Source organism: Saliphagus sp. GCM10025334 (genome assembly GCF_042663485.1).
Classification (GTDB): domain Archaea; phylum Halobacteriota; class Halobacteria; order Halobacteriales; family Natrialbaceae; genus Natronosalvus.
This window is the reverse complement of the sequence record NZ_JBHTAF010000004.1, coordinates 217302-241368: the sequence shown is the minus strand read 5'-3', so window position 1 is coordinate 241368 and position 24067 is coordinate 217302. Positions and strand designations below refer to the sequence as shown.

Below are 24067 nucleotides of genomic sequence, written 5' to 3'. Positions count from 1 at the left end.
GCCACCACCTTCTCGAGCCACATCGCCCGCGTGAAATCGCTCGTCGAGTTCGCCAACGACATCGGCCGCCAACCCGTCCTGCTCGGGCGCTCGATGGAGAAGTACTCCGGCACCGCGGAACGACTCGACTTCATCGACTTCCCGAGCGACCTCGGGATGTTCGGCCACCGGAAGTCCGTCGACCGGACGTTCAAGCGGATCATGAACGAGGGCAAGGAGAACTTCCTGCCCGTCGTCACCGGCCACCAGGGCGAACCCCGTGCGATGCTCACGCGCATGGCTCGCGGCGAGACCCCCTACGAACTGGACGACGGCGACAAGGTCGTCTTCTCCGCGCGCGTCATCCCCGAACCGACCAACGAGGGGCAACGCTACCAGGCCGAAAAACTGCTCGGCATGCAGGGCGCTCGCATCTACGACGACATCCACGTTTCCGGCCACCTCAACCAGGAGGGCCACTACGCGATGCTCGACGCGCTTCAGCCCCAGCACATCGTCCCGGCTCACCAGGATCTCAAGGGACTTTCCGGCTACGTCAAACTCTGTGAAGGCGAGGGGTACCACATGGGCCGTGACGTCCACGTCTCGCGCAACGGCAACCTGATCCAGCTTGTCGACTGATATGACATCACCCGAGGCACGCGAGAAAGCGGTGCTCGAGGCCGTCGGCGAGCGACGCGAACTCGTCAACGAGGCCATCCCCGAGGAGCTACCGATCACGCGACCGGAACGTCTCTACGAGGCGTCCCGGTACCTGCTCGACGCCGGCGGCAAGCGGCTTCGGCCGACGGTCCTGCTGGCCACCGGGGAAGCGCTCACCGACGTCGAGCCGCTGTCGACGCTCTACCGGGAGTTCCCGACGGTCGAGGAATCGTCCACGACCGTCGACCTCATGGCCGCTGCGGTCAGCGTCGAGGTTATCCAGTCGTTCACGCTCATCCACGACGACATCATGGACGACGACGACCTCCGCCGTGGCGTCCCCGCCGTCCACAAGGCCTACGACCTCGAGACAGCGATTCTCGCGGGCGACACGCTGTACTCGAAGGCCTTCGAGATCATGCTCGAGACGGGCGCCGAATCCGATCGAACAGTGCAGGCGCTCGACGTCCTCGCAAACACCTGCACGCAAATCTGCGAGGGGCAATCCCACGACGTGAGCTTCGAGTCGCGCGAGGACGTCACGCCCGAGGAGTACCTCGAGATGGTCGAGCAGAAGACCGCCGTCCTCTACGCGGCCTCGGCGGCCCTCCCGGCAATCTTGCTGGGAGCCGATCAGGACACCGTCGACGCGCTGTACGGTTACGGACTCGACGTCGGACGCGCCTTCCAGATTCAAGACGACGTGCTCGACCTGACCGTTCCCAGTGAAAAGCTCGGCAAGCAGCGCGGAAGCGACCTCGTCGAGAACAAGCAGACGCTCATCACGGTCCACGCCCGCGAGCAGGGCGTCGACGTCGAGTCGCTGGTCGACACCACCGACGTCGACGCCGTCACCGAGGCCGAGATCGACGACGCCGTCGCCACGCTCGAGGACTCCGGTTCGATCTCCTACGCGAACGACATGGCGCGCGACCTCGTCGACCGCGGGAAGAACCGCCTCGAAGTGCTCCCCGACAACGAGGCTCGCGAACTGCTCTTCCAGGTCGCCGATTACCTGATCGAGCGCGGCTACTGAGGCGGTCGATTGGGTCGTCCTCGGCGATTTTTCGCTGCTCGATTGACCGACGACTCAGCCCTCGAGTTGGCCGACGACTCAGCCCTCGAAATGGAACGGAGGTTTTTGCCCGTGTTGTCGCTACAAAGGGTATGGACAACTCGAACGGTTCGCTCTCTCGCCGCCGCCTGCTGGGCGGTATCGGGGCGGCGGGGCTGACCGGCCTCGCCGGCTGTCTCGGCTCGTTTCTCGGCAGCTCCGGTCGGAACTTCCGTCCGACCGAACCATCCGATCCACCGCAAGGCACGCCGGAGGAATTCTACTACGTCCTCGAGAACGGCATCCAGGACTACGACATCACCGTCAAAGCGCTCTACGAGAACGACGGCGACCTCATCCTCGAGTATCAATCGACTGTCGACGACGACCTCGAGGGCGATTCGGACTCGTTGGACGGCGAATCTGTAAATGATTCAGACGACCCGCCAGCGACCAGCGTCGACCACGACCTCTACCAGGCCACCCTCGACGAGATGGGCGTCATCGTCCAGGCGTACAACCAGACCGTCGTCGCGAACGGCGACAGCGACTACGGCATGCTCGTCGGCGACATCGTCAACCCGCTCGCGGGGCAGGCCTACGGCTGGGGCGTCAAAAACGAGTGGCTCGAGGCCCACAACGAGGGTGAGATGCAGCAGATGGCGCTGTGGATGAACATCCAGCAGATGATCGTCTACGAGGAGGACGTCGCCGAGGCGTCGAACGCCTCCGAGGACTAGTCGGCGCGTTCGAGCACTGGTCGGCTCGCTCGAGGGCTGGTCTACACGCACGAGGACCGTCGGCACGCTCGAGGACTGACCGGCGCGTTCGAGCACGGACTCGGGCACACACCGCGGCTGTTTTGAACGCGCGGGCGAAACTGTTCGCCAACATGGACGAGGAGTTACGAGGCCGCGTCGAGCGCGAGGCCGAGAAACACGCACTGCTGAACGCGGTCAAACACGGGAGCGAGGCCAACGTCGGCGCCGTCATGGGGCCGCTGATGGGCGACAACCCCGACTTTCGCGAACACGCCGACGAAGTCCCCGGCGTCGTCGGTGGCGTCGTCTCTCGAGTCAACGGCTTCGACCCCGACGAGCGCCGCGCCAGACTCGAGGAACTGGCACCCGAGGAACTGGCCGAACTCGAGGCCGAGGACGAAGAAGACGACACGGTCCTGCCCGATCTCCCGAACGCCGACGAGTACGACGAGATCCGGATGCGCTGTGCGCCGAATCCCAACGGCCCCTGGCACATCGGCCACGCGCGGATGCCCGCCGTCATCGGGACCTACAAGGAGCGCTACGACGGCTGGTTCTGCGTTCGCTTCGACGACACCGACCCCGAGACGAAGCGGCCGAACCTCGAGGCCTACGACTGGATCCTCGAGGACGTCGACTACCTGGGGTTCGAGCCCGACGCAACCTATCGTGCGAGCGACCGGGTCGAGAGCTACTACGACCACGCTCGGGAGCTGATCGAGATGGGCGGGGCCTACACCTGCTCGTGTCCGGGCGAGGAGTTTAGCGACCTGAAAAACGCCGGCGAGCCATGTCCCCACCGCGACAAGGACCTGGAGACGGTCCTCGCGGAATTCGAGGACATGGTCGCAGGCAAGTACGATAGCGGCGAGATGGTCCTCCGGGTCAAGACGGACATCGAACACAAGAACCCCGCCCTCCGCGACTGGGTCGCCTTCCGAATGGTCGATACGCCCCACCCGCGCGAGCGTGCCGCCGACTACCGGTGCTGGCCGATGCTCGACTTCCAGTCCGGCGTCGACGACCACCGCATCGGCATCACCCACATCATCCGGGGAATCGACCTCCAGGACTCCGCGAAACGCCAGCAGTTCCTCTACGACTACTTCGGCTGGGCGTACCCGGAGGTCGTCCACTGGGGCCACGTGCAGGTCGACGCCTACGACGTGAAGATGAGTACCTCCCGTATCGGGGAGTTGATCGAGACCGGTCACCTCGACGGCTGGGACGACCCGCGAGCACCGACCATCCAGAGCCTCCGACGCCGCGGGGTCCGCGGCGAGGCGATCACCGACGCCATGATCCAGCTCGGTACCTCGACGAGCGACGTCGACCTCGCGATGAGTTCCATCTACGCGGCCAATCGAGACCTGATCGACGAGGAGACCGACCGCCGGTTCTTCGTTCGCGAGGGCGCCGAAGTCGGGCTGGCCGGGAGTCCGCCAGATGAGGCGACGCCGCCGCTGCACCCGAACCACGAGGATCGCGGCGTGCGCCACATCCCCGCCGGCGACGCCGTCGTCCTCGAGCAGGACGACTTCCCACAGCGAGAGGAGCGCATCTGGCTGAAGGGACTCGGCTGTTTCCAGTACACTCGAGACGTCCTGCAGTACACGGGCGACTCCATCGACGTCGTTCGCGAGGGTGACGTCGACGTAATCCACTGGGCGCCGGCGGCCGAGAGCGTCCCGCTCACGCTGCGAACGATGGACGGCGACGTCGAGGGGCGAGCCGAACCCGAGGTCGGGGACCTTTCTCCCGACGACGTCGTCCAGTTCGAGCGCGTGGGCTTCGCCCGAATCGACGAGGTCGACGAAGGCAGCGACGAGGTCGTCGCGTACTACGCGCATCCCTAATCGACGTCGGCGTCTCGAGCGGCGTGCTTCCGATCGAAAGTCGACTCGTAGGCAGCCGCTTTCGGTCGAAGCGTCACTCCTCGAGCAAATCCGGTCCGCTGTCCGGGAACGGGTCGGCGACGACGCCGTCCTGACGACCCAGGACGCGGGCGTGGGGCGCGCACACGACGCGGTTTTCGGCCCACGGAATGTGTAACTCTACAGCGGCGTCCCGCTCGCAGCCGTCCTCTCTACAGCGCATTATGCCGACTCTGGGCGATCCAGTGACACAATCGTTTCGGTGGTCAGCGATCCTGTACACGATCGGTGCGGTCAGAAGACGAACACGGCGAGGAGGAACCCGACGAGAATCGCACTCGTCAGCAAGAGCTGAACCGCCGTCGACGCGAGCGTTCCAGCGGTGGCGTAGCCGGCCGCACGAAGGCTGTCTTCGAGGTCGCGATTCCCGACGAACTCGAGGGCAAACACGGTGCCGAAGAGGCCGACTAGGAAGCCGAGCGGCCCGGTTACGATCATCAGTGCGATTCCGACGGCGGCAGCGAGCGCGGTCGTTTGCCACGAGGCGCCGCCAGCACGGGCGGCGATCGACCCGGCGAAGAACTCCGCGAACAGCGTAGCCAGGCCGAGGGCGGTCAACGCGACGAACGCGACGACGCCAGGTTCGCTGTACCCGCTGTGCCACCAGTAGAGAAAGAGTCCGGCCAGTGAGAGACCACCGCCGGGAACGAGCGGGACGACAGTGCCGGCGATACCGCCGATCAGGAGGACGACCGCGAGCACGGTGAGGGCGTCGACCATGGCTCGATTGTCGATCGGTAGGGGGAAAGGCGTGCTGCCTGCCGTATACCGATTTTCCCGGTTTCGCGGCTCGACCGATCGATCCGAACGACGTGGCCACCGTTTAGTACCGCGGGGCCGTCGCTCTCGACATGGCACGACTCGTCCGCCACGACGCGACCGGCCCGCGAAAGCTCGAGGAAGACGACATCAATTCCGAGAAAGGGAACGTCGCGATCTGTCAGTGCGGTCTCGCGGAGACATACCCGTTCTGTGACGGCACCCATCGAACGACGCGAGACGAACGAGCGGACGAACTCTACGTGTACGAGACGGACGAGGACGGCGATCGATCGCGGCGTGTCGTCGAGGACGTCGTTTGTAGTGACGAGTGACGGTGGCCTGGTATCGTCAAGGAGATGGGTTCGGCCGGGTATCGTCGAAGGATGGGGTCGACCGGGTATCGTCGAGGAGAAGGGCCCATGACCGGCCGACGGTGCACTCGCCGATCAGCGAGAGCGTCAACTGATCGTACGTCTCGGTCCCACGGAGTATTATAAGACGGTCGTAACGAACGAAAGGATTTACAGACGGACGCATATAGTTCAATGGCAATGGATTCGAGTTCGGGTGCGGATAGCGAACTCCACACGAGGGTCCATCAGCAGGAAGTCGTCGCCGAATTCGGCCAGCGGGCGCTCGAGACCGGCGACCTCGATGAGTTGCTACACGACGCCTCAGTCGCCGTCGCAGATACGCTCGACACCGAGTACTGCGAGGTGCTCGAACTGCTCCCCGGGGGCGACGAGGTCCTCCTGCGACAGGGGGTCGGCTGGCAAGACGGACTCGTCGGAACCGCGACGGCGCCGACCGATCTGGACTCGCAGGCGGGCTATACGCTCCTCTCCGAAGAACCCGTCGTCGTCGACGATTTGCGGACCGAAGACCGCTTCTCTGGGCCCGACCTGCTGGTCGACCACGACGTCGTCAGCGGAATTAGCGTCATCATCGGCTCGCTCGAGGACCCGTGGGGCGTCCTGGGTACGCACACGACGGAACGCCGGGCGTTCACCGAGTACGACGTGAATTTCGTCCAGAGCATCGCGAACGTGCTCGCCGCAGCCATCGAAACCAGGCGGGCGAAACGATCCCTCGAGGCTGAAAAGGAGGTCAAAGAACAGATCGTCGAGACCAGCCCCGTCGGGATCGTGGTATTCGACGCGAACGGCGACCTGCAGTTCGTCAACGAACACGCCGAGAGCATCCTCGGCCGCGACCGCGAAGACCTCGAATCGGTGGCGTACGACGACCCGCGCTGGCGGTTGACCGACGCCGACGGAACTCCCCTCTCCGGGGGAGAAACGCCGTTCATGCAGGTAATCGAAACCGGTGAGCCGATCTTCGACATGGAAATCGGTCTGCGCCGTCCCGACGGCGAGCGCATCTGGGTGACGGTGAACGGCGCCCCGCTGGACGCCGATGGCGACGGCCGCGACGCGACCGGCGCCGTTCTCGCGCTTACCGACGTCACCGACCAGAAGCGTCTCGAGAACGAATTCGAGGAGATGCTCGGGCGGATCACCGACGCGTTCTACGCCGTCGACGACGAATTCCGGTTTACACACGTCAACGAGCGCGCCGCGGAACTGCTCCAGCGACCGAGAGCGGAGCTACTCGGAGAGAACCTCTGGGAGCTGTACCCCGAAGCGGCGGAGGTGGACGAGGTCTGGGACGCGTTCCACACGGCGCTGAACGACCAGGTGTCGACCAGCTACGACCTGTACTTCGATCCGCTCGACTTCTGGGTGGAAGCGAACCTCTACCCCTCCGAAACGGGCGTCTCCGTCTACTTCCGCGACATCACCGAGAGTAAACAGCACGAACTGGAACTCGAGCGATATCGGGCGCTGACGGAGGCCGCCAACGACGTCATCGTGACGATCGACGCCGAGAGCACGATCCGCTCGGTGAACCCCGCCGTCGAGGACATCTTCGGCTACGAACCCGACGAACTGGTCGGTGAGTCGCTTACGACGCTCATGCGAGACGATCTCGCAGCTCGCCATCGGGCGGGGCTGCAGCGGTATCTCGAGACCGACGAACGGACCCTCGACTGGGACTACGTCGAGATTCCGGGACAGCGCGCCGACGGTTCGACGGTGTCGCTGTCGATCACGTTCAGCGAAATCGTCTACGAGAACGACCGCTACTTCACCGGCGTTATCCGGGATATCACGAACCGGAAAAAACGAGAACGACAACTCGAGCGAGCGAACGAGCGGCTAACACGGTCGAACAAACGCCTCGAGCAGTTCGCCCACGCGGCCAGCCACGACCTGCAAGAGCCCCTGCGGATGGTCTCGAGTTACCTCCAGTTGATCGAACAGCGCTACGAAGACGACCTGGACGCCGACGGGATGGACTACCTCGAGTTCGCCGTCGGCGGGGCCGACCGGATGCGGGCGATGATCGAGGGACTGCTCGAGTACTCCCGTATCGAGACGGGAGGAAAGCCGCTCGAGCCGACCGATCTCGACGCCGTCTTCGAGGACGTGCTCGACGACCTCGAGGTACAGATCGAACGGAGCAACGCCACCATCACGTCCGATTCGCTTCCCCAGGTCCGAGGAGACCGTACGCAACTCCGCCAACTGTTCCAGAACCTCCTGGACAACGCGATGACCTACAGCGGCGACGAACCGCCACAGATACACGTCTCGGCCGAACGAGACGGGACGGAGTGGGTCGTGTCCGTGTGCGACGAGGGGATCGGACTGGACCCGGCACACGACAGTCGAGTTTTCGAGGTCTTCCAGCGACTTCACAGTCGCGAGGAGTACCCGGGATCCGGTATCGGCCTGGCGCTCTGTAAGCGCATCGTCGAGCGTCACGGCGGCGATATCTGGGTCGATGCCGAACCCGGAGAAGGGGCGACGTTCTCGGTTACGCTCCCGGCCCCAGAGACGTGAGCGCCTTCTGCCGTACGCTGCGAGACGTCGGTACGGCCGGTGGACGCACCGATTTTTGGTCAGTGACCGCTCGAGTCAACACGACTATACCGTCTACGCCGAATGCACGCCCATGTCCACGACTCGAGGGGCGATCGTCGTCGGCGCCTCCTCCGGTATCGGAGAAGCGCTCGCCCGCGAACTCGCCGCGGAAGGGTACGAACTCGGCCTCGCGGCGAGGCGAACCGAACGGCTGTCGTCGATCGGCGAATCCCTGCCGACGAGCGCCTACGTCGCGACGATGGACGTCACCGACGTCGAGGACGCCAGGGCCGGCTTCGACGATTTGATCGAGGCTATGCCCCCGGTCGACCTCGTCGTCCTCAGCGCGGGCGTCGGTGGCCCCAATCACGGCCTCGAATGGAATCACGAACGGAAGACGATCGACGTCAACGTCCGCGGTTTTACCGCGCTGGCGACGGCGGCGATGGAGCACTTCGAGACTCGTCAGGCGTTCGAGAGCGAGCGCGACGGCCACCTCGTCGGGATCTCGTCGGTAGCCTCCCGGTTCGGGAACCCCAGTTCGCCTGCCTACAACGCCTCGAAGGCCTTCGTCTCGACGTACCTCGAGGGGCTCAGACACCGCCAGGCGACCCGCTCGGCAGACGTGACGATCACGACGGTCGAACCCGGATTCGTCGACACCGACCTCATGCTCGCAGACGAACCGTTCTGGATCAGTTCGCCGGGGACGGCGGCCGCACAGATCGCTCGAGCGATCCGCCGGGAACGCTCCCACGTCTACGTCACCCGGCGCTGGCGGCTGGTCGCGTGGCTGTTCGAGGCGTTACCCGAGCCGGTGGTTCGGCGAATAATGACCTGAGTCTGCGTCGAAGCGCGGACCTGCTTCCTCGAGAGCAGGGTCGGTAACAGGTCACTCGAGAGCGAAATCGAAATCAGAACCGATCGCAACTCACTCGAGACCGAGCACCGCGGGCCGCTCGAGTTCGAGGTCGTACTCGCCGACCGCCTTGACCTCGATGGTCGGCCAGTCGTCGTCGGTACCGGTTCCAGTTCCGGCGTCCGTCAGCGTCTCGAAACCATCGTCCGAGACCAGGACGGTGTCCTCGCTCTTGGCACCCTGGACGGTCGGATTCCAGGCGTAAGCCATCGGCGCGGTCACGAGCGCCTCGTGGTCCGGCGTCGCGATCCACTCGCGCCCGGTGAAGCCGGCGGCCCCACCCTGGTGGTGGCGTTCCCACTCGCCGGTGTGGCCGAGGGCGTCGTAGGCCGCCTGAATCTCGGCGAAGACGTCGCCGGCCGTGTCGCCCTCCCTGGCAGCGTCCCGGGTCGCGGCCAGCGCAGTCGTCTCGACGCGGGCGGCGTGACGATGACGCTCCGCGAGCCACTCCGGCGGGTCGAAGGCGACGGCGCGGGTGCAACTGGCGTGCAGGCCGTGGCGCTGGGTGGTCACCGAGACGAGGGCGTAGTCGCCGAACTCGACCGACTTCGGCGTGTAGTGGCGGTATTTCTGTGCGCGTTCGGAGCCGCCCACGAGGACGACCGGGGCCTCGATGTTTCGGGCGGCGAGTGAAACCGTGAGCGCCGCGGTGACCTCGTCTTCCGTGTCGTCGGGCTGGAGTTCCCGGCAGACGGCCTCGACGGCCGCCGCCGTCTCCCGACCGAGGTCGCGGTAGCGCTCGCAGTCGGTCGCGGTCAGGGGCTGACGAACCGTCGCGGGGTCGAGGTGCTCGAGGCCGGGGACGTCGACGTCTACGGCCGCGGGTCCCTCGACGGACTCCGCGAGGACCTCGAGCAGCGAGCGTTCGTACCAGGGAAACGCTTCGCGAGTTACCGATACACCTGCGGCCTCGAGGTCTGGCAGCTCTTCCTCGTACAGGCGGTCGATCTCGATGGTGTCAGCCAGCAGCGTCACCTCGTCGCCGTCGTAGCCGAGGGCCCCGACGCCGACGTCGCCCTCACGATCGACGACCGAGCTGCCGCCGCTCAACCACGCGAACGAGTTCGGACGGGCGAACCAGACCGACGCCAGGTCCTTCGCCTCGAGAAGTGCGTCCAGTCGCTCGAGTTTTTCCATGCCGGTGGGTCGGGTGGCGGGTTCTTGAATCCGACGAAGGGCGCGTCTCGGTGTCGCTGGCGCTTCGTGTCGATGGTGTTCGGCCCGGTTCCCACGCGGTGGGACGAACGCGGACGATTCAAATACGGGCGCACCTAACCCCCGCTGAAAGACCGTGTCGTACGATTCTCACACGTCCGATTCCTCGCGATTGCCGATCGACCTCGGCCAACGGGGGTTCTCCGCCCTGCTCACCGTGACGGTCGCGCTCGTGGCGGGAACGATCGTTCTCGGCGTCGCCACACGAACGACCGGTTCCGGACTGGCCTGTGACGCCAACTGGCCGGTCTGTGACGGCGGCTTCCTGAACCTGCTCCCGCAGGGACGGCCGAGCTTCTGGGAGTGGTTCCACCGTCTCGTTGCGATGTTCGCCGGGTTCGCCATCGTCGCCTCCGCGCTCGTCGGGTACTTCGACGAGGCAGTCGATCGACGGATCACGGGCCTCGTCGTCGCTGGAGCCCTGTTGACGCCGATCCAGGTGTTGCTCGGTCGAGAAACCGTCCTCACCTACGAGTACGAGATTCTCAACCTCCACTTCTGGACGGCCATCGTGATCTTCGTCTGCTTCGTCCTCGCGCTCGTCATCGCCCTGCACCACCGCCTTACGGGCCGGTACCTCGTCGCCGCGCTCGTCGTCGCGGCCCTCACGGTCCCGGTCCAGGTGACCTTGAGCCCGCTGTTCATTTCGCAGAACACGCCCACGACCCTGACGATCCAGATGGTATTGCTCCTGACGCTCGTCGGGGCCGTCGTGCTGGCGACGGTCGTCGGCCGCGCCGTTCTCGAGGGACGGCTCCCTCGCGTGGCGATCGGTGCGGGCGTCGTGTTGACCGTAGTAACGCTGTTTCTCAGCCGCGAATCCGTGATGACCGTCTCGTCGGCGCTCGACCTGCTCTACGTGCTCGCCGCAGGCGCCCTGATCGTGGCGCTCCTCGTCGGTGCCTGGGCGAGTCGAGCGGAACTGCGGGGCGGTCGGTCCGGTGCGCCGCTTTCGAGCTGATTCGTACCTCTCTCGTCCGAACGTACGAGTCTAGCGCGTCCGGATTTCCGCCTCGAGAACCCTTTTCCACCGCAATCGCTAGCCTCGAGACATGGACCTCTCCATCGTCGACCTCTCGCCCGTTCGCGAGGGAGAGACGGCAACCGACGCCTACGAAAACACGATCTCACTCGCGAAGCTGGCCGAACGAGTGGGCTACGAGCGGTTCTGGGTCGCCGAGCACCACGGAATGGCCGATTCCATCGCGGGGACGACCCCCGAGGTGCTGATCGGCCACCTCGCCGCCCGAACCGAGGAGATCAGGCTCGGGTCCGGAACGGTCCTGCTCAACCACTACAGCCCGTTCAAGGTCGCCGAGGCGTTTGGCGTCCTCGATTCGCTCGCCCCCGGACGGATCGACCTCGGCCTCGGCCGCGCGACCGGACTCCCGGCCGCCGACAGCGCACTCCAGACCTCGCGGGTGAGCGAGAATCCCGACCGCGATCACGCCGAGAAGATCGAAGCCGTCGCGAATCACCTCTACGACGGGTTCGGAGACGATCACGCCTACGCCGACCTCACCCTGGCGCGCTCCGGCACCGGCCCGCCGGATCTCTGGGTACTCGGCTCGAGTCCCTCGAGTGCGAAGATTGCGGGCGAACTCGGCCTCCGCTACTGCTTTGCGGCGTTCATCAGGCCGACACTCGCCGAGCGAGCGTTCGAGGTCTACCGGGACGCGTTCGAGCCATCTACAATTGGTGCCGGTCCCGACGACCCGTACGGGATGCTGGCGGTCAACGCCGCGTGCGCCGAGACCGATCGGGAGGCGGCCCGCCTGCGAGCGACTGCGGAGGCGTCGTACAAACGAATGCAGCGGGGCGTCACCGGCTCCCTGCCACCGGTCGAGACGGCGATTTCTGAACTCGGTGGGGTGCCCGAACCGACGCCGCGAGAACTCAAGGACGGGCAGTGGCCGCGAGCGATCTCCGGCGACCCGGACACGCTGGCGGGGCTCCTCGACCAACTGACCGACCGCGTCGGCGTCTCCGAGGTGATGGTCCAGAACCTCATTGCTGATCACGAAGACGTGCTGCAGTCCCACGAACTCCTGGCCGAGGGCGTCGGCCTCGAGTGACCGTCGCCACCGGCAGTGTGGTAGATCGTGGGCGCACACCTGTCAGGACACGGGATAGATGCCCGGAACGAGGGCAGGAAACCGACGCTCGAGACTAGCGCTTATCCGTCCGCGGGGCGGCGTTCGTCTACAGCACGCATCACGGGACTGGCCGCAAACCCGTGAACGAACACCGAGACGAGGACGACGAAGCCAACGAAGGCCCACAACCACTCCGCGGCGATGAGCAACTCGAGTTCCTCGAACGACGCGTGGGCCAGCGCGAAGGACAGGTAGTAAAACGAGCCGATACCGCGAATGCCGAAGAACGAGATGACGGTGCGGTCAGCCGTCGGCGCGTCGGAGCCGAGGAAGGCGATTCCACCAGCGAAAGGACGGATCACAAACAGGAAAGCGAGACCGAGCGCTGCGCCATCCCACGTCAACGGCGTCAGTAGGCCGCCCGCGATCGCGCCGCCGAACAGCACCAGCACCGTCGCCATGAGGAGTCGTTCGACGATAGCGGCGAAGTCGTGCAGGTGTTGGTAGTAATCGTGTTCCCACTCGAATCGGCGGAGTTCGAGGGCAGCGACGAACACGGCGATAAATCCGTACCCGCCGAGCAACTCGGCCAGTCCGTAGGCGAAGAGCGTCGCCGCGAGTGCCTCCGCTCCGGCCATCACTTCCTCTCGCCGCGACAGCGACGGCGCGTAGAACACCACCCGGGCCATCACGTGTCCAACGACGTATCCTACGACGAGTCCCACGCCGATCCTGTACAGCACGTCGACCAGGAACCAGTCTGTCAGCCAGCCATACCTGGCCGTGCTCGCCGAGGCGGTCGCGATCGCGAGGTACGTGAACGGAAAGGCCAACCCGTCGTTGAGGCCCGCCTCCGACGTGAGCGAGAATCGAACGGATCCCCACTCGTGCTCGTCCGACTGCTCTTCCTCGAGTTCGGTGAGCGGGGCGCCGGACTCGACGTCCGACGCCAGAACGGGATCGGTCGGCGCGAGGACCGCGCCGAGGAGAATTGCCGTGGGGACGAGCAGCCCGGCGACGTACCACCCGAGAGCGGCCAGCAGTGCGATGGACACCGGCATGGTGATCGCGAGGAGTCGCCAGGTCGATCCCCAACCCAATACGTCGAACGGACGGTCGATTTTCAACCCGGCCCCCATCAGCGCGATGATCACGACGAGTTCGGTGAGTCGCTCCGTCACGCCGGAGTTGGCGACCGGGTCGAGCGCCGGTAATCCGGGGACGATCCAGAACAGGGCCGCGCCGAACCCGACGTAGATCATCGGCAGCGAGAGCGGTTTGTCCGTCAGAAACCGCGGGAGCAACACAGCGCCCACTATGGCGAAGGCGACGACGATCAACGCGATTTCGTAGGCGCTCATCCAGCGTGTATTCCGACAACCGCGGTGAAAGGTGTCGGGGGTCGACGAGGAGTGGTCGTCACCGATCGTCGACGAGTCAGAGCACCGGAGCAAGCGACTCGACGAGGCTGTCCCGTCGGATCGGCTACCAGCCACCAGTCACGACGGCGATCGACGCGACGCTCGCGGCGATTCCGAGCGCGAACAGGGCGTAGTTGGCGACCGGATTCTTCGCGGTCGTGACTCGGAGCGAGACGTGGTACGAGGAGAGCGGCCAGAAAGGGGTAATTCCCATCGGCGTGAGCGCGTCGGCCAGCAGATGCGAGCCGAGCGATAGCGCGGTGACGCCGTAAATGAACCCCACGACGACCGGGTCCGGCGAACCCATCGTCACCTCGAGAGCTACGTAGGCCGCGCCAGCGACTACGGCCGGGACCAGGAGGACGAACCCGATCGTGTGCGTGATCCCGCGGTGGGCGACGAACGGCAGGCTGTGATCGCAGTCCGGAAGCGTCGAGAAAGAGAGACAGACGACGGCGCCCAGGAGGGCGACGAACTCCTCGCCGGCGAGACCGAGCCAGACGGCGACGGGCGCGTAGAGGAAGAGGGCGACGCCGTAGTGACCGAGTTGATACATGGACCTCTACTCGAGGGCACGTACAGCCGTGGCATAATCCTTCTGAACGATCCGTCTCGATGGCGATAGGCGTCCCGGAGCGATCCGTGTCCCGAAGTGTAGGGTTATCGGCAGACTCGAGGTGCCGTCCTGACGACTCGGACCCGGAACGTTTTCCTCGAGGCGCCCGTCCTCGAGACCATGACCGACGTCGATCCGATGACGCGATTTCCGGTGCCGAACGTCGAAGACCTGCCCGAAGACCTCCGAGAGCGCATCGAGGAGGAGACCGAACGCGCTGGCTTCACGCCGAACGTGTTCCTCGCGTACGCCTACCGACCCTCCCACTTCCGGGCGTTCTTCCAGTACTACGACGCGCTCGTCGAGGACACCGAACTCACGCGCCTCGAGATCGAGATGATCATCGTGGCCGTCAGCGGCGCGAACGACTGCTACTACTGCAACACGGCCCACGGCGCGCTCGTTCGCCTCTACGGGGACGACCCGCTGCTCGCGGATCAACTCATTTCGAACTACCGGAACGCCGACGTCAGCGACCGCCACCGGGCGATGCTCGACCTGGCAGTCGCGCTCACGACCGACCAGGCGACCGTCGAGGAGGCGGACTTAGAGCGCCTCGAGGACCACGGCTTCAGCCGCGAGGCGATCTGGGACATCGGCTCGGTGGCGGCGTTTTTCAACCTCTCGAATCGGATGGCTCAACTGGCCGACATGCGACCGAACGAGGAGTTTCACACGCTGGGTCGTGAGTAACGCCACGCCGTGTTCAGTGTTTGCCCACGTCTCTGTTGAATATCTTCAATCCCGACAGGAATCGCGTGATGGATACAGAGCACGAATGTCGCACGAGGAGTCGCTCGAGGTTCGTAGTGGTAAGCGGTTAATACAGAGAAAGTACAGATCAATGCCAATTGGCCGCAGCCTTTTCACTGTTCGGTCAAAATCATCTATAATGGCTTCAGACAGTGAGCAGGAGAATCGGCTGGTAACCATATTACTGGTCGAACCAAATCCCGGGGATACCCGTCTCTTTACGGAATCATTCAAAGACGCGAGACTCAAGAATAGTCTCTACACCGTCGCTGATGCCGACGCAGCCCTCGATTTCGTCAATCAGCGAGGAGAGTATGCAGATGAACCGCGTCCTGATCTCATCCTGCTTGAACCGAAGTTACCTGGAAGAAGTGGTACGGACGTCCTAGCTGAACTGAAGAACGAACCCTCACTCCGTGAGATCCCGGTTGTTGTCCTCACGAGTTCGGAGGTTGGAGCAGACATATTCAAATCGAAGGGAATCGACGTGGATCATTTCGTCCAGAAGCCAGTTGAACCAGAGGATTATATCGAATTCGTCCAGGAAATCGAGGGATTTTGGATGGCGCTCATTCAAGAGGAACCCGAAGAAGCCTGAGTTCCTACTGACGATTCGATAGCTGAGTGCTTCACGTGTGGCCTAAAAGAACGATATTCTGGCACGATCAGTACGCACGTGTAGGGTGCGGCTACCCGCACCGGTAATAGTCTCTGAATACAGCACAGCAGTGCAAACCTATCGGAGAGGGTTCAACAGAGCTTTCATATATACTCTGTGACCGGCTCGAGATCCCGCCCCGACTCGAGTTCGTCGAACAGCGCGATCACCCGTCGTCGGACGTCCTCGCGAATCTCGTGCACTCGCTCGAGTGTTTTCCCGTGAGGATCCTCGAGGGCCCAGTCGCGAACGTCGACCTCGGTATCGAGGTCGAGCGTCGAACAGCCCATCGTCGCCACGACGTCACAGGCCTCGAGTTCGTCGGTGGTAATCGACGTCGGCATCCGCCCGCCGAGGTCGAAGTCCTCCTCGGCCATGGCTTCCTGCACTTCGTCGTGGACCGCATCGGCCGGGCGGGTTCCGCCGGAGAGAATCTCGACCTCGTCCTCGAGCCCGCGGGCCGCCCGTTCCCGTTCGGCGTAGGCGGTCGCCATTTGACTGCGGCCGGCGTTCTTGACACACACCAGTGCGATTCGCGTCATGGTCGACGTCGTCGCTCGAGGAACCTAACGGTTCATATGAGTCGCACCGTGTGATACGATCACATACGGAGTCGATAGTGCGGCCACGTTTCGAAAGGAACAGTCGGGCGGTCCGGGGAATAGTACGGAGGCGGGCGCGACCCGTGTCCGGCGACTCACCGCGTTGACTCACTGCGAGAACAGGTTGCGCAGGCGAGCGAGCAGTCCGTTCGAGTCCCCCGGGTCGTCGGCTTCGCCGCTCGAGGGAGCAGGGTCGTCGGCCCGATTGGAAGTAGAAGCGGCGGTCGACCCGGACACCTCGGATTCGGACGGTTTACTCGTCTCGAGGTCGTCGAGCGAGAGGTCGATCTCGTCGATGTCCGGGGTTCGCTCGCGGCCCTCGCCGGCCTCTGCGGCCCGGACGTCGGCGCCCGTCACGGCTCCGCGCTCGACGCGACTCGAGAGGGCGTCCTGACTCGAGGTTCTCAGGGTTGATTCGTCGTTCGGCACCTGCTCGGTTTCCGGTGCTCGACCGTTTTCGTCGGCGGTCTCCGCTTGCTCGGTTTCCGCTTCTCTATCGCTGCCTTCGACGGCCCCCGTTCCCTCCTCTTCGACGGGACCCGTTCCTTCTCCTTCGGCCTCATCGAGGCTCGCCTCCTCGTCGAGTTGTTCCCTCGAGTCAGCGGATGGGTCGGGTTGAGCGCGAGTGTCGCCAGCATTCGTCTCGTTCAGCGAGTCGAGAATGTCGTCGACGCTCGTGTTCGAGACGACCCGTTTCGGCCCGCCGCCGGGTCCCTCGTGTTCACTATTGGTCTTCTCCCCCCTCGGACCGTCGTCTTCGCTTTTAGCCCCCTGCTCCCCCGAATCGTCGTCCGCCCCGTCGTGCTCGCTCATCGCTCACGTCTGGCGCTCGAGTCGGCATAAATTTTCCCCGTTTGGAAGGGACGAAATTCACCCCTCGCTCGCTTGCCGTTCCTGCGGCCGCGGCTACGTCGGGACGAGTCGCGGGCGGGAAAACACCACGTTGATGACCGCCCCCAGCAGGATCAGGATGCCGGCGAAGTAGAGCCAGGTGACGAACAACAGGATGGCACCGATCGCCCCGTAGGCCTCGTACTGCCCGGCGTTCGCGGCGTAGAGCTGGAAACCGGCCTGAAGAAGTACCCAGCCGATCGCTGCGAAGAACGCGCCCGGAATCACCTCGCGAAGGTCGACGGGAATTGGGGGCAACACGTAGTAAAGCGGCAGGAACACCAGGACGAGCCCCAGGAGTAAGCCGAGCCAGCTGAGGACACCGACGTAGGGAACCCTCCCGGCGAGGAGGCCGATCACCGCCCCGACCAGGATCATGAGCAAGAGTGCGAGGACGATCGTCAGGATGACCGTGATTCCGTCGCGAATCTGGTCGAGCAGCGAATCCTCGGCGACAGTATCGTAGACGCGGTCGAACGCGAGGCTCAGCCCGCGAAAGACCTTCAACGCCCCCCACGTCGAGACGGCGAGGGCGACGACGGTCGCCTCGGTTCGCCCCGACTCGGCGGTGAGCGCCTCGAGCACGAGGTCCTCGCCAGCGTCGGGGAGGAAGTCGCCGGCCAGCACGATCAGGTCCTCTGCGACCTGCTGGCCGCCGACGAGGGTCCCGACGACGAGCGCCAGCACGATCATCGGAAAGAGCGAGACGAACGCGTAGTAGGCGAATCCGGCGGCGAGGAACGTGATCTCTCGCTCCCGTGCGGTTCCGACGACTCCTCGTACGATGGTACGAACGTCGCGGTCCGACTGGTGGCTCATGCCGTCGGCTTCCACGAGGAGAACTTAAGGGTATGCGAAGTATCGACGACGAAGGTGTTACCAGTCGAAGGTTTTGCGCACCGTACAGAAGTTATGGGTCGCGAACACCCGCCCGTCGTCGGCGATGTAGACGCCGACGCCGCCCCGGTCCCAGCCCTCGATCCCGTCGCTCTCCTCGAGGATCGTCGCTCGGTGTTCGTCGGAGTGCATCCACTGCTCGACGAGCCCTTCGGCGAGTTCGTCTGCGGTCTGGTACTCGACGTGTTCGCCGTCGTGAGAGCGTTCGACCGTCGTGCCGACGCTCGTGAGCGCGATGTTCTCTCCATACGCTCGGCAGTAGTCGGCGACGTCGCTGAACCGATCGTACGGCGACTCGTCGTCGGCGTTCACGTGGGCGAATCGATCGTCCGCGTGCATGTCCTGGCTGTGGGCGCGGGACACCGAGGCGACCGTCCCGTCCCACGCGAGCGGCTCAAGGCCGTGTTCGGCGCGTCGTTCGTTGACGAGTTCGTGAACCCGGTCCTCGACGGCGTTCGAGTCGACCCGTTCAGTCTCGGTTTCGTAACTCGAGTGGCCGGGGTCGTCGGGATCGGTGACGGGCGGGTTTCGGTCGCCCGGTTCCGGCGGCTCGACGGAAGGGCCGAGTTCGTCCTCGACGAACGCGATGGCCTGCGGGGCGAGCACGACGCCCGCGAGAACGATCGCGCCGATCAGAACGGCGGTCATCACGAGCGACGTGAGGTTCAGACTCGCTCTGTTCGTCTGGCGCTCGCTTGACGACCTCGTTCGCTCGAGTCGGCGACCGCGTCTGCTCATGGGTGTACAGGTGTACCTCCACGAACGACAGTAACTAACTACCGATTGTGAGTGTCGTCTGGCGAGAGAGGTCGCGCCGAGGCGGTCGTTCGTGACGACGCGCGGACTACCGCTCGGCTGACGAGGGACCGTTCTCGAGAGGGGTGGCCGCACTCGAGCCGAAAATCGTCTCGTGGAAGGCAATGACGAGGCCAGGGACGACGGCCATGAACAGGTGTTCTTCGATCGGGATGCCGCCGACTTCGTAGCCCGTTCGCAACTGAATGTCGAAGACGCCGACCTCGAGCGTGTACCAGTCCCAGACGTACGCGATGGGGTACAGCGCGAGGATGGTCACGGCCGCTCGTTTTAGCGCGCCGGCCCGTCGCAGCAATACGAACGCGACGGCACCCCAGAAAATCTCCGTCGCGAGGTAGGTGTACCGGCCGAAGACGGAAATGTCTCGAGCCATGTCACGACCAGAACGGCGGTACATAAAAACACCCGGTAGTCACGGGGTACAGGGGCGGGCGGTACGTTAAATAGTCCAGCGAGAGAAGGGACAGATGGAACGATGAATATCGCCGATATCGCCACCACGGAGTACATCGAGGTCGACGTCGGGACGCGAATGGGGAAAGTCCGTTCGACGTTCGAGGACGGCAACCCCAAGGGCCTGATCGTAACCGACGACGGAGAGTACGCTGGCGTCATCAGCGAACGCGAGGTACTCCAGTCACACGTCGAAGACGACGCCAAGGTGGCGGCGTTGATCAAGCCGAGTCGCAACGACCCGGCGCCGAAAGTCGATCGGCACGAGGACGTCCGGGAGGTCGCCCGCATGCTCGTCGAGGGCAACACCAAGGTCGCGCCGGTGTTCGAGGGCGAGAACCTCTGGGGCGTCATCACCGAGGACGACTTGCTCACCGCCGTTCTCGAGAACCTCGACGCGATCACCGTCGGCGACATCTACACCACCGACCCGATCACGCTCGCGGAGGACGACGGCGTCGGCAAGGCGATCAACCACTTGCGCGAACACGGCATCTCCCGGCTGCCGGTGGTCAACGAAAACGGCTACCTGACCGGCGTCGTGACGACTCACGACATCGCTGACTTCGTCATCCGGGAGAACGAGCGCATGACGACCGGCGACCGCGTCGGCGACAACCAGCGGATGCTCGACGTCCCGATCTACGACATCATGAACAGCCCCGTGGTGACGACGACGGCCGACAAGACCGCTCGAGAGGCCGTCGAAACCATGCTCGAGAACGATTACGCCGGCCTCGTCGTTACGCCGACGGACGACGACCGCCTCATCGACGGCGTCGTCACCAAGACCGACGTGCTCCGGGCGCTGACATTCACCGAGGAAGAGCACATGGACGTCCAGATTACGAACATCTCGCTCATGGACACCATCTCCCGGGAGTCCATCGTCCAGAGCATTGAACAGGTCTCCGATAAGTACGCGGACATGCAGGTCCACCACGCCCACGTCCGGTTCCACGAGCACAAGGAGAAACTCCGCGGCACACCGCTAATCCAGTGTCAGATTCGCCTCCGGACGAACAAATCGCAGGTCGCCGGTTCCGGCGAAGGCTACGGCGCGGAGAACTCGTTCCGGGTCGCCCTGGACAAACTCGAGCGAAACGTCTTAGAACTCAAGGGCGTTCGCAGCGACGAGGAGTACCGTGGGCAGTTGCTCCGGAAGTTGAACGAACTCTAGAATCGGAGTACAGTAGAAGCTCGGACGGGGTCGGCAGACGTTATACATTTTTATCACGTTAGGGCTCGTCGTCTCAGGTAGCTATGCCCGCATTCAGGGATCAATCCTCCCTCGTCAGCGTTCTCGGCTTGCTCGTTGCCGTCGTCGCCATCGTCGGCACCCAGGTGCTCGGGTGGGAGTGGGGAGCCGGTCAGCTCGTGCCGACGATCATCGGCGTCGTCGTTGCCGCCATCGCCGTGCTCGTCGCCGCGCGGCGACTGGCATAAGCCGCTACGGCCGAGCGTCGTCGTCGCCCTCGAGACCCGACCCCGTGATCCGGAACGTCGCCGACTCACCCGCCGGTTTCGACCGGTGTTTCGTGAGCGTCGCCCGTCGATTGCCGCCGCGAAATCGCTCGAGGCGGACCACCACGCCCGTCCAGTGCTCCAGGGTGTTCCCGCCGAGCGGACGCGTCCGGTCGCTGTCGGGGTCGGCGAACACCTGGTTCGTGACGACCACCGCGAGGTCGTGCTTGCGCGCGAGCGAGAGCAGGTGGGTGATCTGGCTGGCCACCTGCCGGAGGGCGTCACCCGCCTCGCCGTCCTCGGCGCGCTCGATCCGGTAGAAGCCGGTCGCGCTGTCGAGGACGATCAGGTCGGCCTGGGTCGCGAAGTCCGCGGCGTCGCGGACGGCCTCGGCCTGTTCGTCGAAGTCGTAGGCGTCCTCGATGATGATCCGGGAGGCGACCGACTCGACGTCGTCGGTACGAGCGGAGAGGAGTTGTTCGAACCGGTCGACTGAAACGCCCTCGGTGTCGATGAAGACGGCTGTGCCACCGTCAGCGGCCGTCTCGACGGCGGCCGACAGCGCGAGGTTCGTCTTCCCCGACGCTGGCGGGCCGTACAGCTGCGTGACGGCTCCGCGTTCGAACCCGCCCTCGAGCAACGCGTCGACCGGGGGACAGCCGGTCGATATCGCCTCGTCGTTCACGCGCTCAGTTGGGAGGTAGCGGGCAAAAACCCCCCGGAACCGATCGCTGGTCCGGAGACGGAGCAATTTATTCGGTGGCGATCGAAGCGGGGGCATGATCGTCGTCGCTACTGCGGACTTCGAAGTGTACCACGAGGTCGTCGCCGATCTTCGCGAGCGAGGTGCGACGTTCACGACGATCGAACCCGACGACCCGCTCCCGTCGAAAACTGCCGTCATTCTCACCGGCGCGGAACACGCCGAGTCGTTCAGGGACGCCGACGCGCCGACCATCGTCGTTGATCCCGACGACAGCCGACAGGCGGTCGATCAGGCGCTGGCGACCATCCGCGGCGAGCACGGTCGAACCGTCGTCGGCGTCGATCCCGGACGCCAGCCAGGCATCGCCGTGCTCGCGGGGGAGACCGTCGTCGCCGCGTTCCAGGTGCCGCTGGGCGACGCCGTCGACGTCGTCCTCGAGGAGGCCCGTGGCGACGATGCCGTCGACCCGGTCGTCCGCATCGGCGATGGGTCACGCCTCGAGGGAGCCAAACTGATCAACGAACTCGAGGACGTCCGCGTCGAGTTGGTCGACGAGACGGGGACGACGCCGTACCTCGGCACCGGTGCCAGAGGAATGGGTGACGTCCTCGCGGCGGTGAACATCGCCCGTCTCGAGGGCGAGGCGATCGACACCCGCGAGATCGAACCGACGCCGGGAGAGCTCCAGGTGATCAAGGACCGCTCGCGCGAGCGGAGCGAGACGAATCGGGCGATCGACGAGACCCTGGCCAGGCGAGTCGCGAGCGGCGAGTTGACGGTCGAGGAGGCGCTCGCGGTGCATCGAAACGATGGTAACGACGGCGGCGGGGGAGACGTCGCCGACAGAAGAGACGGCAACGATAACGGCGATGTGAACTGATTTCGAGGTCGTGACTCGAGGTCGGGTGTAGTAGTGTGATGCCCAAAGCTATAGAAAACATATCATATTACTACGGCATATGCATCAAATATTATATAATTTATAGTTTTAGCATCAGGACGAACGCTCCGCCCAGAACGCCCGCTCCGCTCGAGCCACAACGGACTGAATCGGCTCACCTGTCTCGGCGGCGACGGCCGCGGCGTCGTCGTACTCCGCGCTCGCGTCGTAGACCTCGCCGGCCTCGTCGCTCGCCACCTTGACCGTTACCTCGTAGGCATCGCCGCCGACCTCGAGGGTCACCGTCTCGAACGTGCGCTGAGCGATCCAGCGGTGGGTGACGCCGGCGTCGCGGATGCCGAGGGTTCCCGTCTCTTCGGCGAGTTGCCGGGCGACACGTTCCCGGTCGGTGGGTCTGCAGATCACCTTGACCAGGTGGCCCGGCCGGGACTTCTTCATGGTGACTGGGACGATGGAAACGTCTCGAGCGCCCGCGTCCGAGAGCGTCTCCTGGAGGCCGCCGAGCACTTCGGGGGTCGCGTCGTCGAGATTCGTCTCGAGGACGGCGATGTCCTCGCGCTGGAGGCCCCCTCGAGTCGTCCCGACCAGCGCGCGGAGCACGTTCGGGTGTGGATCGAGGTCGTAGCCACCGGCGCCGTAGCCCGCGTTTTCGACGGTCATCGTCGGGAGAGTCTCGACGCCTTCGGCGACGTGAGCCAGGATAGCGGCACCCGTCGGCGTCAGGAGTTCCGCCTCGACCGGGCCGCCGGAGAGTTCCCAGTCGGCCCGCTCCGCGATCTCGAGGACGGCCGGTGCGGGGATCGGGTACTCTCCGTGGCTCATCGAGACGGTCCCGCCGCCAGTCGAGATGGGCGTCGTCACGACGCGGGCGATCTCGAGGTCGTGTAACAGCAAGACGGCGCCGACGATGTCTGCGATGGCGTCGTCGGCGCCCACCTCGTGGAAGTGAATCGACTCGAGGTCGGTTCCGTGGACGGCGGCCTCCGCTTCGCCGAGTCGTTCGAAGATGGCGAGCGCGTCGGCTTCGACTGCCTCCTCAAGGTCCAGGTCTCGGACGATGTCACAGACCTCGAGGTAGCTCCGGTGGGGGCCGTGGCCTTCGGCGTGGACGTGACCGTCGTTTCCGTGGTCGTGGGTGTGGTCGTGGCCGCCCCCGTGGTCGTGGCCGTGTTCGTCTTCGTGGCCGTGGTGATGGTGACCACCCGCAACCTCACTTTCCGAACCTTGCTCGTGCACACCGTCGTCCTTATGCTCGTCCCCGCGCTCTCTATCGTCGTGACGGGCCGCCTCGAGGTGGGCGTCCTGGCTGCTGGAGGTGGGGATCACGACGTCGACCGTCGTCGCGTGAATCCCACACTTCGAGGTGTGCCCGATGCGATACTCGACCTCGAGCGCGTCCTCGACGGGTTCGAGGGCCGCCCGGTCGGCACCGGCGGCGAGCAGGGCGCCGAGAAGCATGTCACCGCTGGCGCCCATCCGGCCGTCGAATGCGAGCAGTCTCCTGGTCATAACTAGGACGGCGGGCAGCGTGACCAAAAACCCACGCACTCCCACGCCGGGAAAGGCCCTCGTTCCGTCT

The 24067-nt window shown here is 64.8% G+C and carries 26 protein-coding genes; 14 read left to right on the top strand and 12 right to left on the bottom strand.

The features are described from left to right. The 4 genes from ACFQO4_RS17090 to ACFQO4_RS17075 all read left to right on the top strand — a co-directional run. Window positions 1–621, top strand: a 621-nt coding sequence (locus ACFQO4_RS17090; RefSeq protein ID WP_500262062.1) for an MBL fold metallo-hydrolase RNA specificity domain-containing protein, incomplete at its 5' end; no start/stop codon positions are given. A 1-nt stretch (window position 622) separates the two neighbouring features. Continuing rightward, window positions 623–1678: a geranylfarnesyl diphosphate synthase gene (gene idsA3, locus ACFQO4_RS17085; RefSeq protein ID WP_500262061.1), complete on the top strand. Its 1056-nt coding sequence runs from the start codon at window positions 623–625 to the stop codon at window positions 1676–1678. 131 nt (window positions 1679–1809) lie between these two features. Next, complete coding sequence (locus ACFQO4_RS17080) at window positions 1810–2436, top strand: DUF8159 domain-containing protein (RefSeq protein WP_500262060.1); 627 nt, start codon at window positions 1810–1812, stop codon at window positions 2434–2436. Between the two features lie 152 nt (window positions 2437–2588). Further along, on the top strand, window positions 2589–4313 hold the full coding sequence (locus tag ACFQO4_RS17075; RefSeq protein WP_500262059.1) for a glutamate--tRNA ligase: 1725 nt from the start codon (window positions 2589–2591) through the stop codon (window positions 4311–4313). Between the two features lie 73 nt (window positions 4314–4386). Here ACFQO4_RS17075 and ACFQO4_RS17070 read toward each other — a convergent pair whose 3' ends face one another. Both ACFQO4_RS17070 and ACFQO4_RS17065 read right to left on the bottom strand, forming a co-directional pair. Next, window positions 4387–4554 (bottom strand): DUF8014 family protein, encoded by a 168-nt coding sequence (locus ACFQO4_RS17070; protein ID WP_500262058.1) that lies wholly within the window; start codon window positions 4552–4554, stop codon window positions 4387–4389. 71 nt (window positions 4555–4625) lie between these two features. Further along, entirely contained in the window at window positions 4626–5111 is a 486-nt protein-coding gene (locus ACFQO4_RS17065; RefSeq protein WP_500262057.1) for a DUF456 domain-containing protein, read from the bottom strand. Window positions 5112–5242: 131 nt separating this feature from the next. Between ACFQO4_RS17065 and ACFQO4_RS17060 the strand changes: the two genes are divergently transcribed. From ACFQO4_RS17060 to ACFQO4_RS17050, 3 genes are all read left to right on the top strand, one after another. Continuing rightward, window positions 5243–5485: a CDGSH iron-sulfur domain-containing protein gene (locus ACFQO4_RS17060; RefSeq protein ID WP_500262056.1), complete on the top strand. Its 243-nt coding sequence runs from the start codon at window positions 5243–5245 to the stop codon at window positions 5483–5485. A gap of 219 nt (window positions 5486–5704) precedes the next feature. Then, a complete protein-coding gene (locus ACFQO4_RS17055) occupies window positions 5705–8059 on the top strand; it encodes a PAS domain S-box protein (RefSeq protein ID WP_500262055.1) in 2355 nt (784 codons plus the stop codon). A gap of 112 nt (window positions 8060–8171) precedes the next feature. Next, a complete protein-coding gene (locus tag ACFQO4_RS17050; protein WP_500262054.1) occupies window positions 8172–8921 on the top strand; it encodes an SDR family NAD(P)-dependent oxidoreductase in 750 nt (249 codons plus the stop codon). Window positions 8922–9011: 90 nt separating this feature from the next. Here the strand turns inward: ACFQO4_RS17050 and ACFQO4_RS17045 are convergent, their stop codons facing one another. Then, on the bottom strand, window positions 9012–10136 hold the full coding sequence (locus ACFQO4_RS17045; RefSeq protein ID WP_500262053.1) for a M24 family metallopeptidase: 1125 nt from the start codon (window positions 10134–10136) through the stop codon (window positions 9012–9014). Window positions 10137–10290: 154 nt separating this feature from the next. Between ACFQO4_RS17045 and ACFQO4_RS17040 the strand changes: the two genes are divergently transcribed. Both ACFQO4_RS17040 and ACFQO4_RS17035 read left to right on the top strand, forming a co-directional pair. Further along, a complete protein-coding gene (locus tag ACFQO4_RS17040; protein WP_500262052.1) occupies window positions 10291–11175 on the top strand; it encodes a COX15/CtaA family protein in 885 nt (294 codons plus the stop codon). 91 nt (window positions 11176–11266) lie between these two features. Then, entirely contained in the window at window positions 11267–12289 is a 1023-nt protein-coding gene (locus tag ACFQO4_RS17035) for an LLM class flavin-dependent oxidoreductase (RefSeq protein WP_500262051.1), read from the top strand. 101 nt (window positions 12290–12390) lie between these two features. Here ACFQO4_RS17035 and ACFQO4_RS17030 read toward each other — a convergent pair whose 3' ends face one another. Next, window positions 12391–13671: a cation:proton antiporter gene (locus ACFQO4_RS17030; RefSeq protein WP_500262050.1), complete on the bottom strand. Its 1281-nt coding sequence runs from the start codon at window positions 13669–13671 to the stop codon at window positions 12391–12393. Window positions 13672–13795: 124 nt separating this feature from the next. Next, window positions 13796–14287, bottom strand: coding sequence for a metal-dependent hydrolase (locus ACFQO4_RS17025; protein ID WP_500262049.1), 492 nt, complete (start codon window positions 14285–14287; stop codon window positions 13796–13798). 180 nt (window positions 14288–14467) lie between these two features. Between ACFQO4_RS17025 and ACFQO4_RS17020 the strand changes: the two genes are divergently transcribed. Together ACFQO4_RS17020 and ACFQO4_RS17015 are read left to right on the top strand one after the other, a co-directional pair. Next, complete coding sequence (locus ACFQO4_RS17020; protein WP_500262048.1) at window positions 14468–15040, top strand: peroxidase-related enzyme; 573 nt, start codon at window positions 14468–14470, stop codon at window positions 15038–15040. 199 nt (window positions 15041–15239) lie between these two features. After that, window positions 15240–15698, top strand: a complete 459-nt coding sequence (locus tag ACFQO4_RS17015; RefSeq protein WP_500262047.1) for a response regulator — start codon at window positions 15240–15242, stop codon at window positions 15696–15698. 164 nt (window positions 15699–15862) lie between these two features. Here the strand turns inward: ACFQO4_RS17015 and ACFQO4_RS17010 are convergent, their stop codons facing one another. From ACFQO4_RS17010 to ACFQO4_RS16990, 5 genes are all read right to left on the bottom strand, one after another. After that, window positions 15863–16300, bottom strand: coding sequence for an arsenate-mycothiol transferase ArsC (locus tag ACFQO4_RS17010; RefSeq protein WP_500262046.1), 438 nt, complete (start codon window positions 16298–16300; stop codon window positions 15863–15865). Window positions 16301–16468: 168 nt separating this feature from the next. Then, window positions 16469–17173: a hypothetical protein gene (locus ACFQO4_RS17005; RefSeq protein ID WP_500262045.1), complete on the bottom strand. Its 705-nt coding sequence runs from the start codon at window positions 17171–17173 to the stop codon at window positions 16469–16471. 93 nt (window positions 17174–17266) lie between these two features. Continuing rightward, the gene (locus tag ACFQO4_RS17000; RefSeq protein ID WP_500262044.1) at window positions 17267–18070 is read right to left on the bottom strand and encodes a YihY/virulence factor BrkB family protein; all 804 of its coding nucleotides are present in this window, start codon (window positions 18068–18070) and stop codon (window positions 17267–17269) included. A 57-nt stretch (window positions 18071–18127) separates the two neighbouring features. After that, window positions 18128–18886 (bottom strand): CAP domain-containing protein, encoded by a 759-nt coding sequence (locus tag ACFQO4_RS16995; protein ID WP_500262043.1) that lies wholly within the window; start codon window positions 18884–18886, stop codon window positions 18128–18130. A gap of 106 nt (window positions 18887–18992) precedes the next feature. After that, a complete protein-coding gene (locus tag ACFQO4_RS16990) occupies window positions 18993–19337 on the bottom strand; it encodes a lycopene cyclase domain-containing protein (protein WP_500262042.1) in 345 nt (114 codons plus the stop codon). Window positions 19338–19439: 102 nt separating this feature from the next. Between ACFQO4_RS16990 and ACFQO4_RS16985 the strand changes: the two genes are divergently transcribed. Next, window positions 19440–20597 (top strand): CBS domain-containing protein, encoded by a 1158-nt coding sequence (locus ACFQO4_RS16985; protein ID WP_500262041.1) that lies wholly within the window; start codon window positions 19440–19442, stop codon window positions 20595–20597. An 83-nt stretch (window positions 20598–20680) separates the two neighbouring features. Continuing rightward, window positions 20681–20863, top strand: a complete 183-nt coding sequence (locus ACFQO4_RS16980; protein WP_500262040.1) for a multidrug transporter — start codon at window positions 20681–20683, stop codon at window positions 20861–20863. Between the two features lie 4 nt (window positions 20864–20867). On the opposite strand, the gene radB is transcribed toward ACFQO4_RS16980, so the two are convergent. Beyond that, window positions 20868–21566: a DNA repair and recombination protein RadB gene (radB, locus tag ACFQO4_RS16975; RefSeq protein WP_500262039.1), complete on the bottom strand. Its 699-nt coding sequence runs from the start codon at window positions 21564–21566 to the stop codon at window positions 20868–20870. A gap of 94 nt (window positions 21567–21660) precedes the next feature. Between radB and ACFQO4_RS16970 the strand changes: the two genes are divergently transcribed. After that, window positions 21661–22467, top strand: a complete 807-nt coding sequence (locus ACFQO4_RS16970) for a hypothetical protein (protein WP_500262038.1) — start codon at window positions 21661–21663, stop codon at window positions 22465–22467. Window positions 22468–22581: 114 nt separating this feature from the next. On the opposite strand, the gene larC is transcribed toward ACFQO4_RS16970, so the two are convergent. Beyond that, complete coding sequence (gene larC / locus ACFQO4_RS16965; protein WP_500262037.1) at window positions 22582–23997, bottom strand: nickel pincer cofactor biosynthesis protein LarC; 1416 nt, start codon at window positions 23995–23997, stop codon at window positions 22582–22584. Between the last annotated feature and the right edge of the window lie 70 nt (window positions 23998–24067).

What these genes read in the sequence shown, in the direction of transcription:
- ACFQO4_RS16995 (WP_500262043.1), bottom strand. Translation starts at nt 18,886, where the DNA reads ATGAGCAGACGCGGTCGCCGACTCGAGCGAACGAGGTCGTCAAGCGAG.
- ACFQO4_RS16990 (WP_500262042.1), bottom strand. Translation starts at nt 19,337, where the DNA reads ATGGCTCGAGACATTTCCGTCTTCGGCCGGTACACCTACCTCGCGACG.
- ACFQO4_RS16970 (WP_500262038.1), top strand. Translation starts at nt 21,661, where the DNA reads ATGATCGTCGTCGCTACTGCGGACTTCGAAGTGTACCACGAGGTCGTC.
- ACFQO4_RS17005 (WP_500262045.1), bottom strand. Translation starts at nt 17,173, where the DNA reads ATGAGCGAGCACGACGGGGCGGACGACGATTCGGGGGAGCAGGGGGCT.
- ACFQO4_RS17020 (WP_500262048.1), top strand. Translation starts at nt 14,468, where the DNA reads ATGACCGACGTCGATCCGATGACGCGATTTCCGGTGCCGAACGTCGAA.
- ACFQO4_RS17050 (WP_500262054.1), top strand. Translation starts at nt 8,172, where the DNA reads ATGTCCACGACTCGAGGGGCGATCGTCGTCGGCGCCTCCTCCGGTATC.
- idsA3 (WP_500262061.1), top strand. Translation starts at nt 623, where the DNA reads ATGACATCACCCGAGGCACGCGAGAAAGCGGTGCTCGAGGCCGTCGGC.
- ACFQO4_RS17080 (WP_500262060.1), top strand. Translation starts at nt 1,810, where the DNA reads ATGGACAACTCGAACGGTTCGCTCTCTCGCCGCCGCCTGCTGGGCGGT.
- ACFQO4_RS17070 (WP_500262058.1), bottom strand. Translation starts at nt 4,554, where the DNA reads ATGCGCTGTAGAGAGGACGGCTGCGAGCGGGACGCCGCTGTAGAGTTA.
- ACFQO4_RS17010 (WP_500262046.1), bottom strand. Translation starts at nt 16,300, where the DNA reads ATGACGCGAATCGCACTGGTGTGTGTCAAGAACGCCGGCCGCAGTCAA.
- ACFQO4_RS17035 (WP_500262051.1), top strand. Translation starts at nt 11,267, where the DNA reads ATGGACCTCTCCATCGTCGACCTCTCGCCCGTTCGCGAGGGAGAGACG.
- ACFQO4_RS16985 (WP_500262041.1), top strand. Translation starts at nt 19,440, where the DNA reads ATGAATATCGCCGATATCGCCACCACGGAGTACATCGAGGTCGACGTC.
- larC (WP_500262037.1), bottom strand. Translation starts at nt 23,997, where the DNA reads ATGACCAGGAGACTGCTCGCATTCGACGGCCGGATGGGCGCCAGCGGT.
- ACFQO4_RS17025 (WP_500262049.1), bottom strand. Translation starts at nt 14,287, where the DNA reads ATGTATCAACTCGGTCACTACGGCGTCGCCCTCTTCCTCTACGCGCCC.
- ACFQO4_RS17045 (WP_500262053.1), bottom strand. Translation starts at nt 10,136, where the DNA reads ATGGAAAAACTCGAGCGACTGGACGCACTTCTCGAGGCGAAGGACCTG.
- ACFQO4_RS17055 (WP_500262055.1), top strand. Translation starts at nt 5,705, where the DNA reads ATGGATTCGAGTTCGGGTGCGGATAGCGAACTCCACACGAGGGTCCAT.
- ACFQO4_RS17015 (WP_500262047.1), top strand. Translation starts at nt 15,240, where the DNA reads ATGGCTTCAGACAGTGAGCAGGAGAATCGGCTGGTAACCATATTACTG.
- ACFQO4_RS17065 (WP_500262057.1), bottom strand. Translation starts at nt 5,111, where the DNA reads ATGGTCGACGCCCTCACCGTGCTCGCGGTCGTCCTCCTGATCGGCGGT.
- ACFQO4_RS16980 (WP_500262040.1), top strand. Translation starts at nt 20,681, where the DNA reads ATGCCCGCATTCAGGGATCAATCCTCCCTCGTCAGCGTTCTCGGCTTG.
- ACFQO4_RS17075 (WP_500262059.1), top strand. Translation starts at nt 2,589, where the DNA reads ATGGACGAGGAGTTACGAGGCCGCGTCGAGCGCGAGGCCGAGAAACAC.
- ACFQO4_RS17030 (WP_500262050.1), bottom strand. Translation starts at nt 13,671, where the DNA reads ATGAGCGCCTACGAAATCGCGTTGATCGTCGTCGCCTTCGCCATAGTG.
- ACFQO4_RS17000 (WP_500262044.1), bottom strand. Translation starts at nt 18,070, where the DNA reads ATGAGCCACCAGTCGGACCGCGACGTTCGTACCATCGTACGAGGAGTC.
- ACFQO4_RS17060 (WP_500262056.1), top strand. Translation starts at nt 5,243, where the DNA reads ATGGCACGACTCGTCCGCCACGACGCGACCGGCCCGCGAAAGCTCGAG.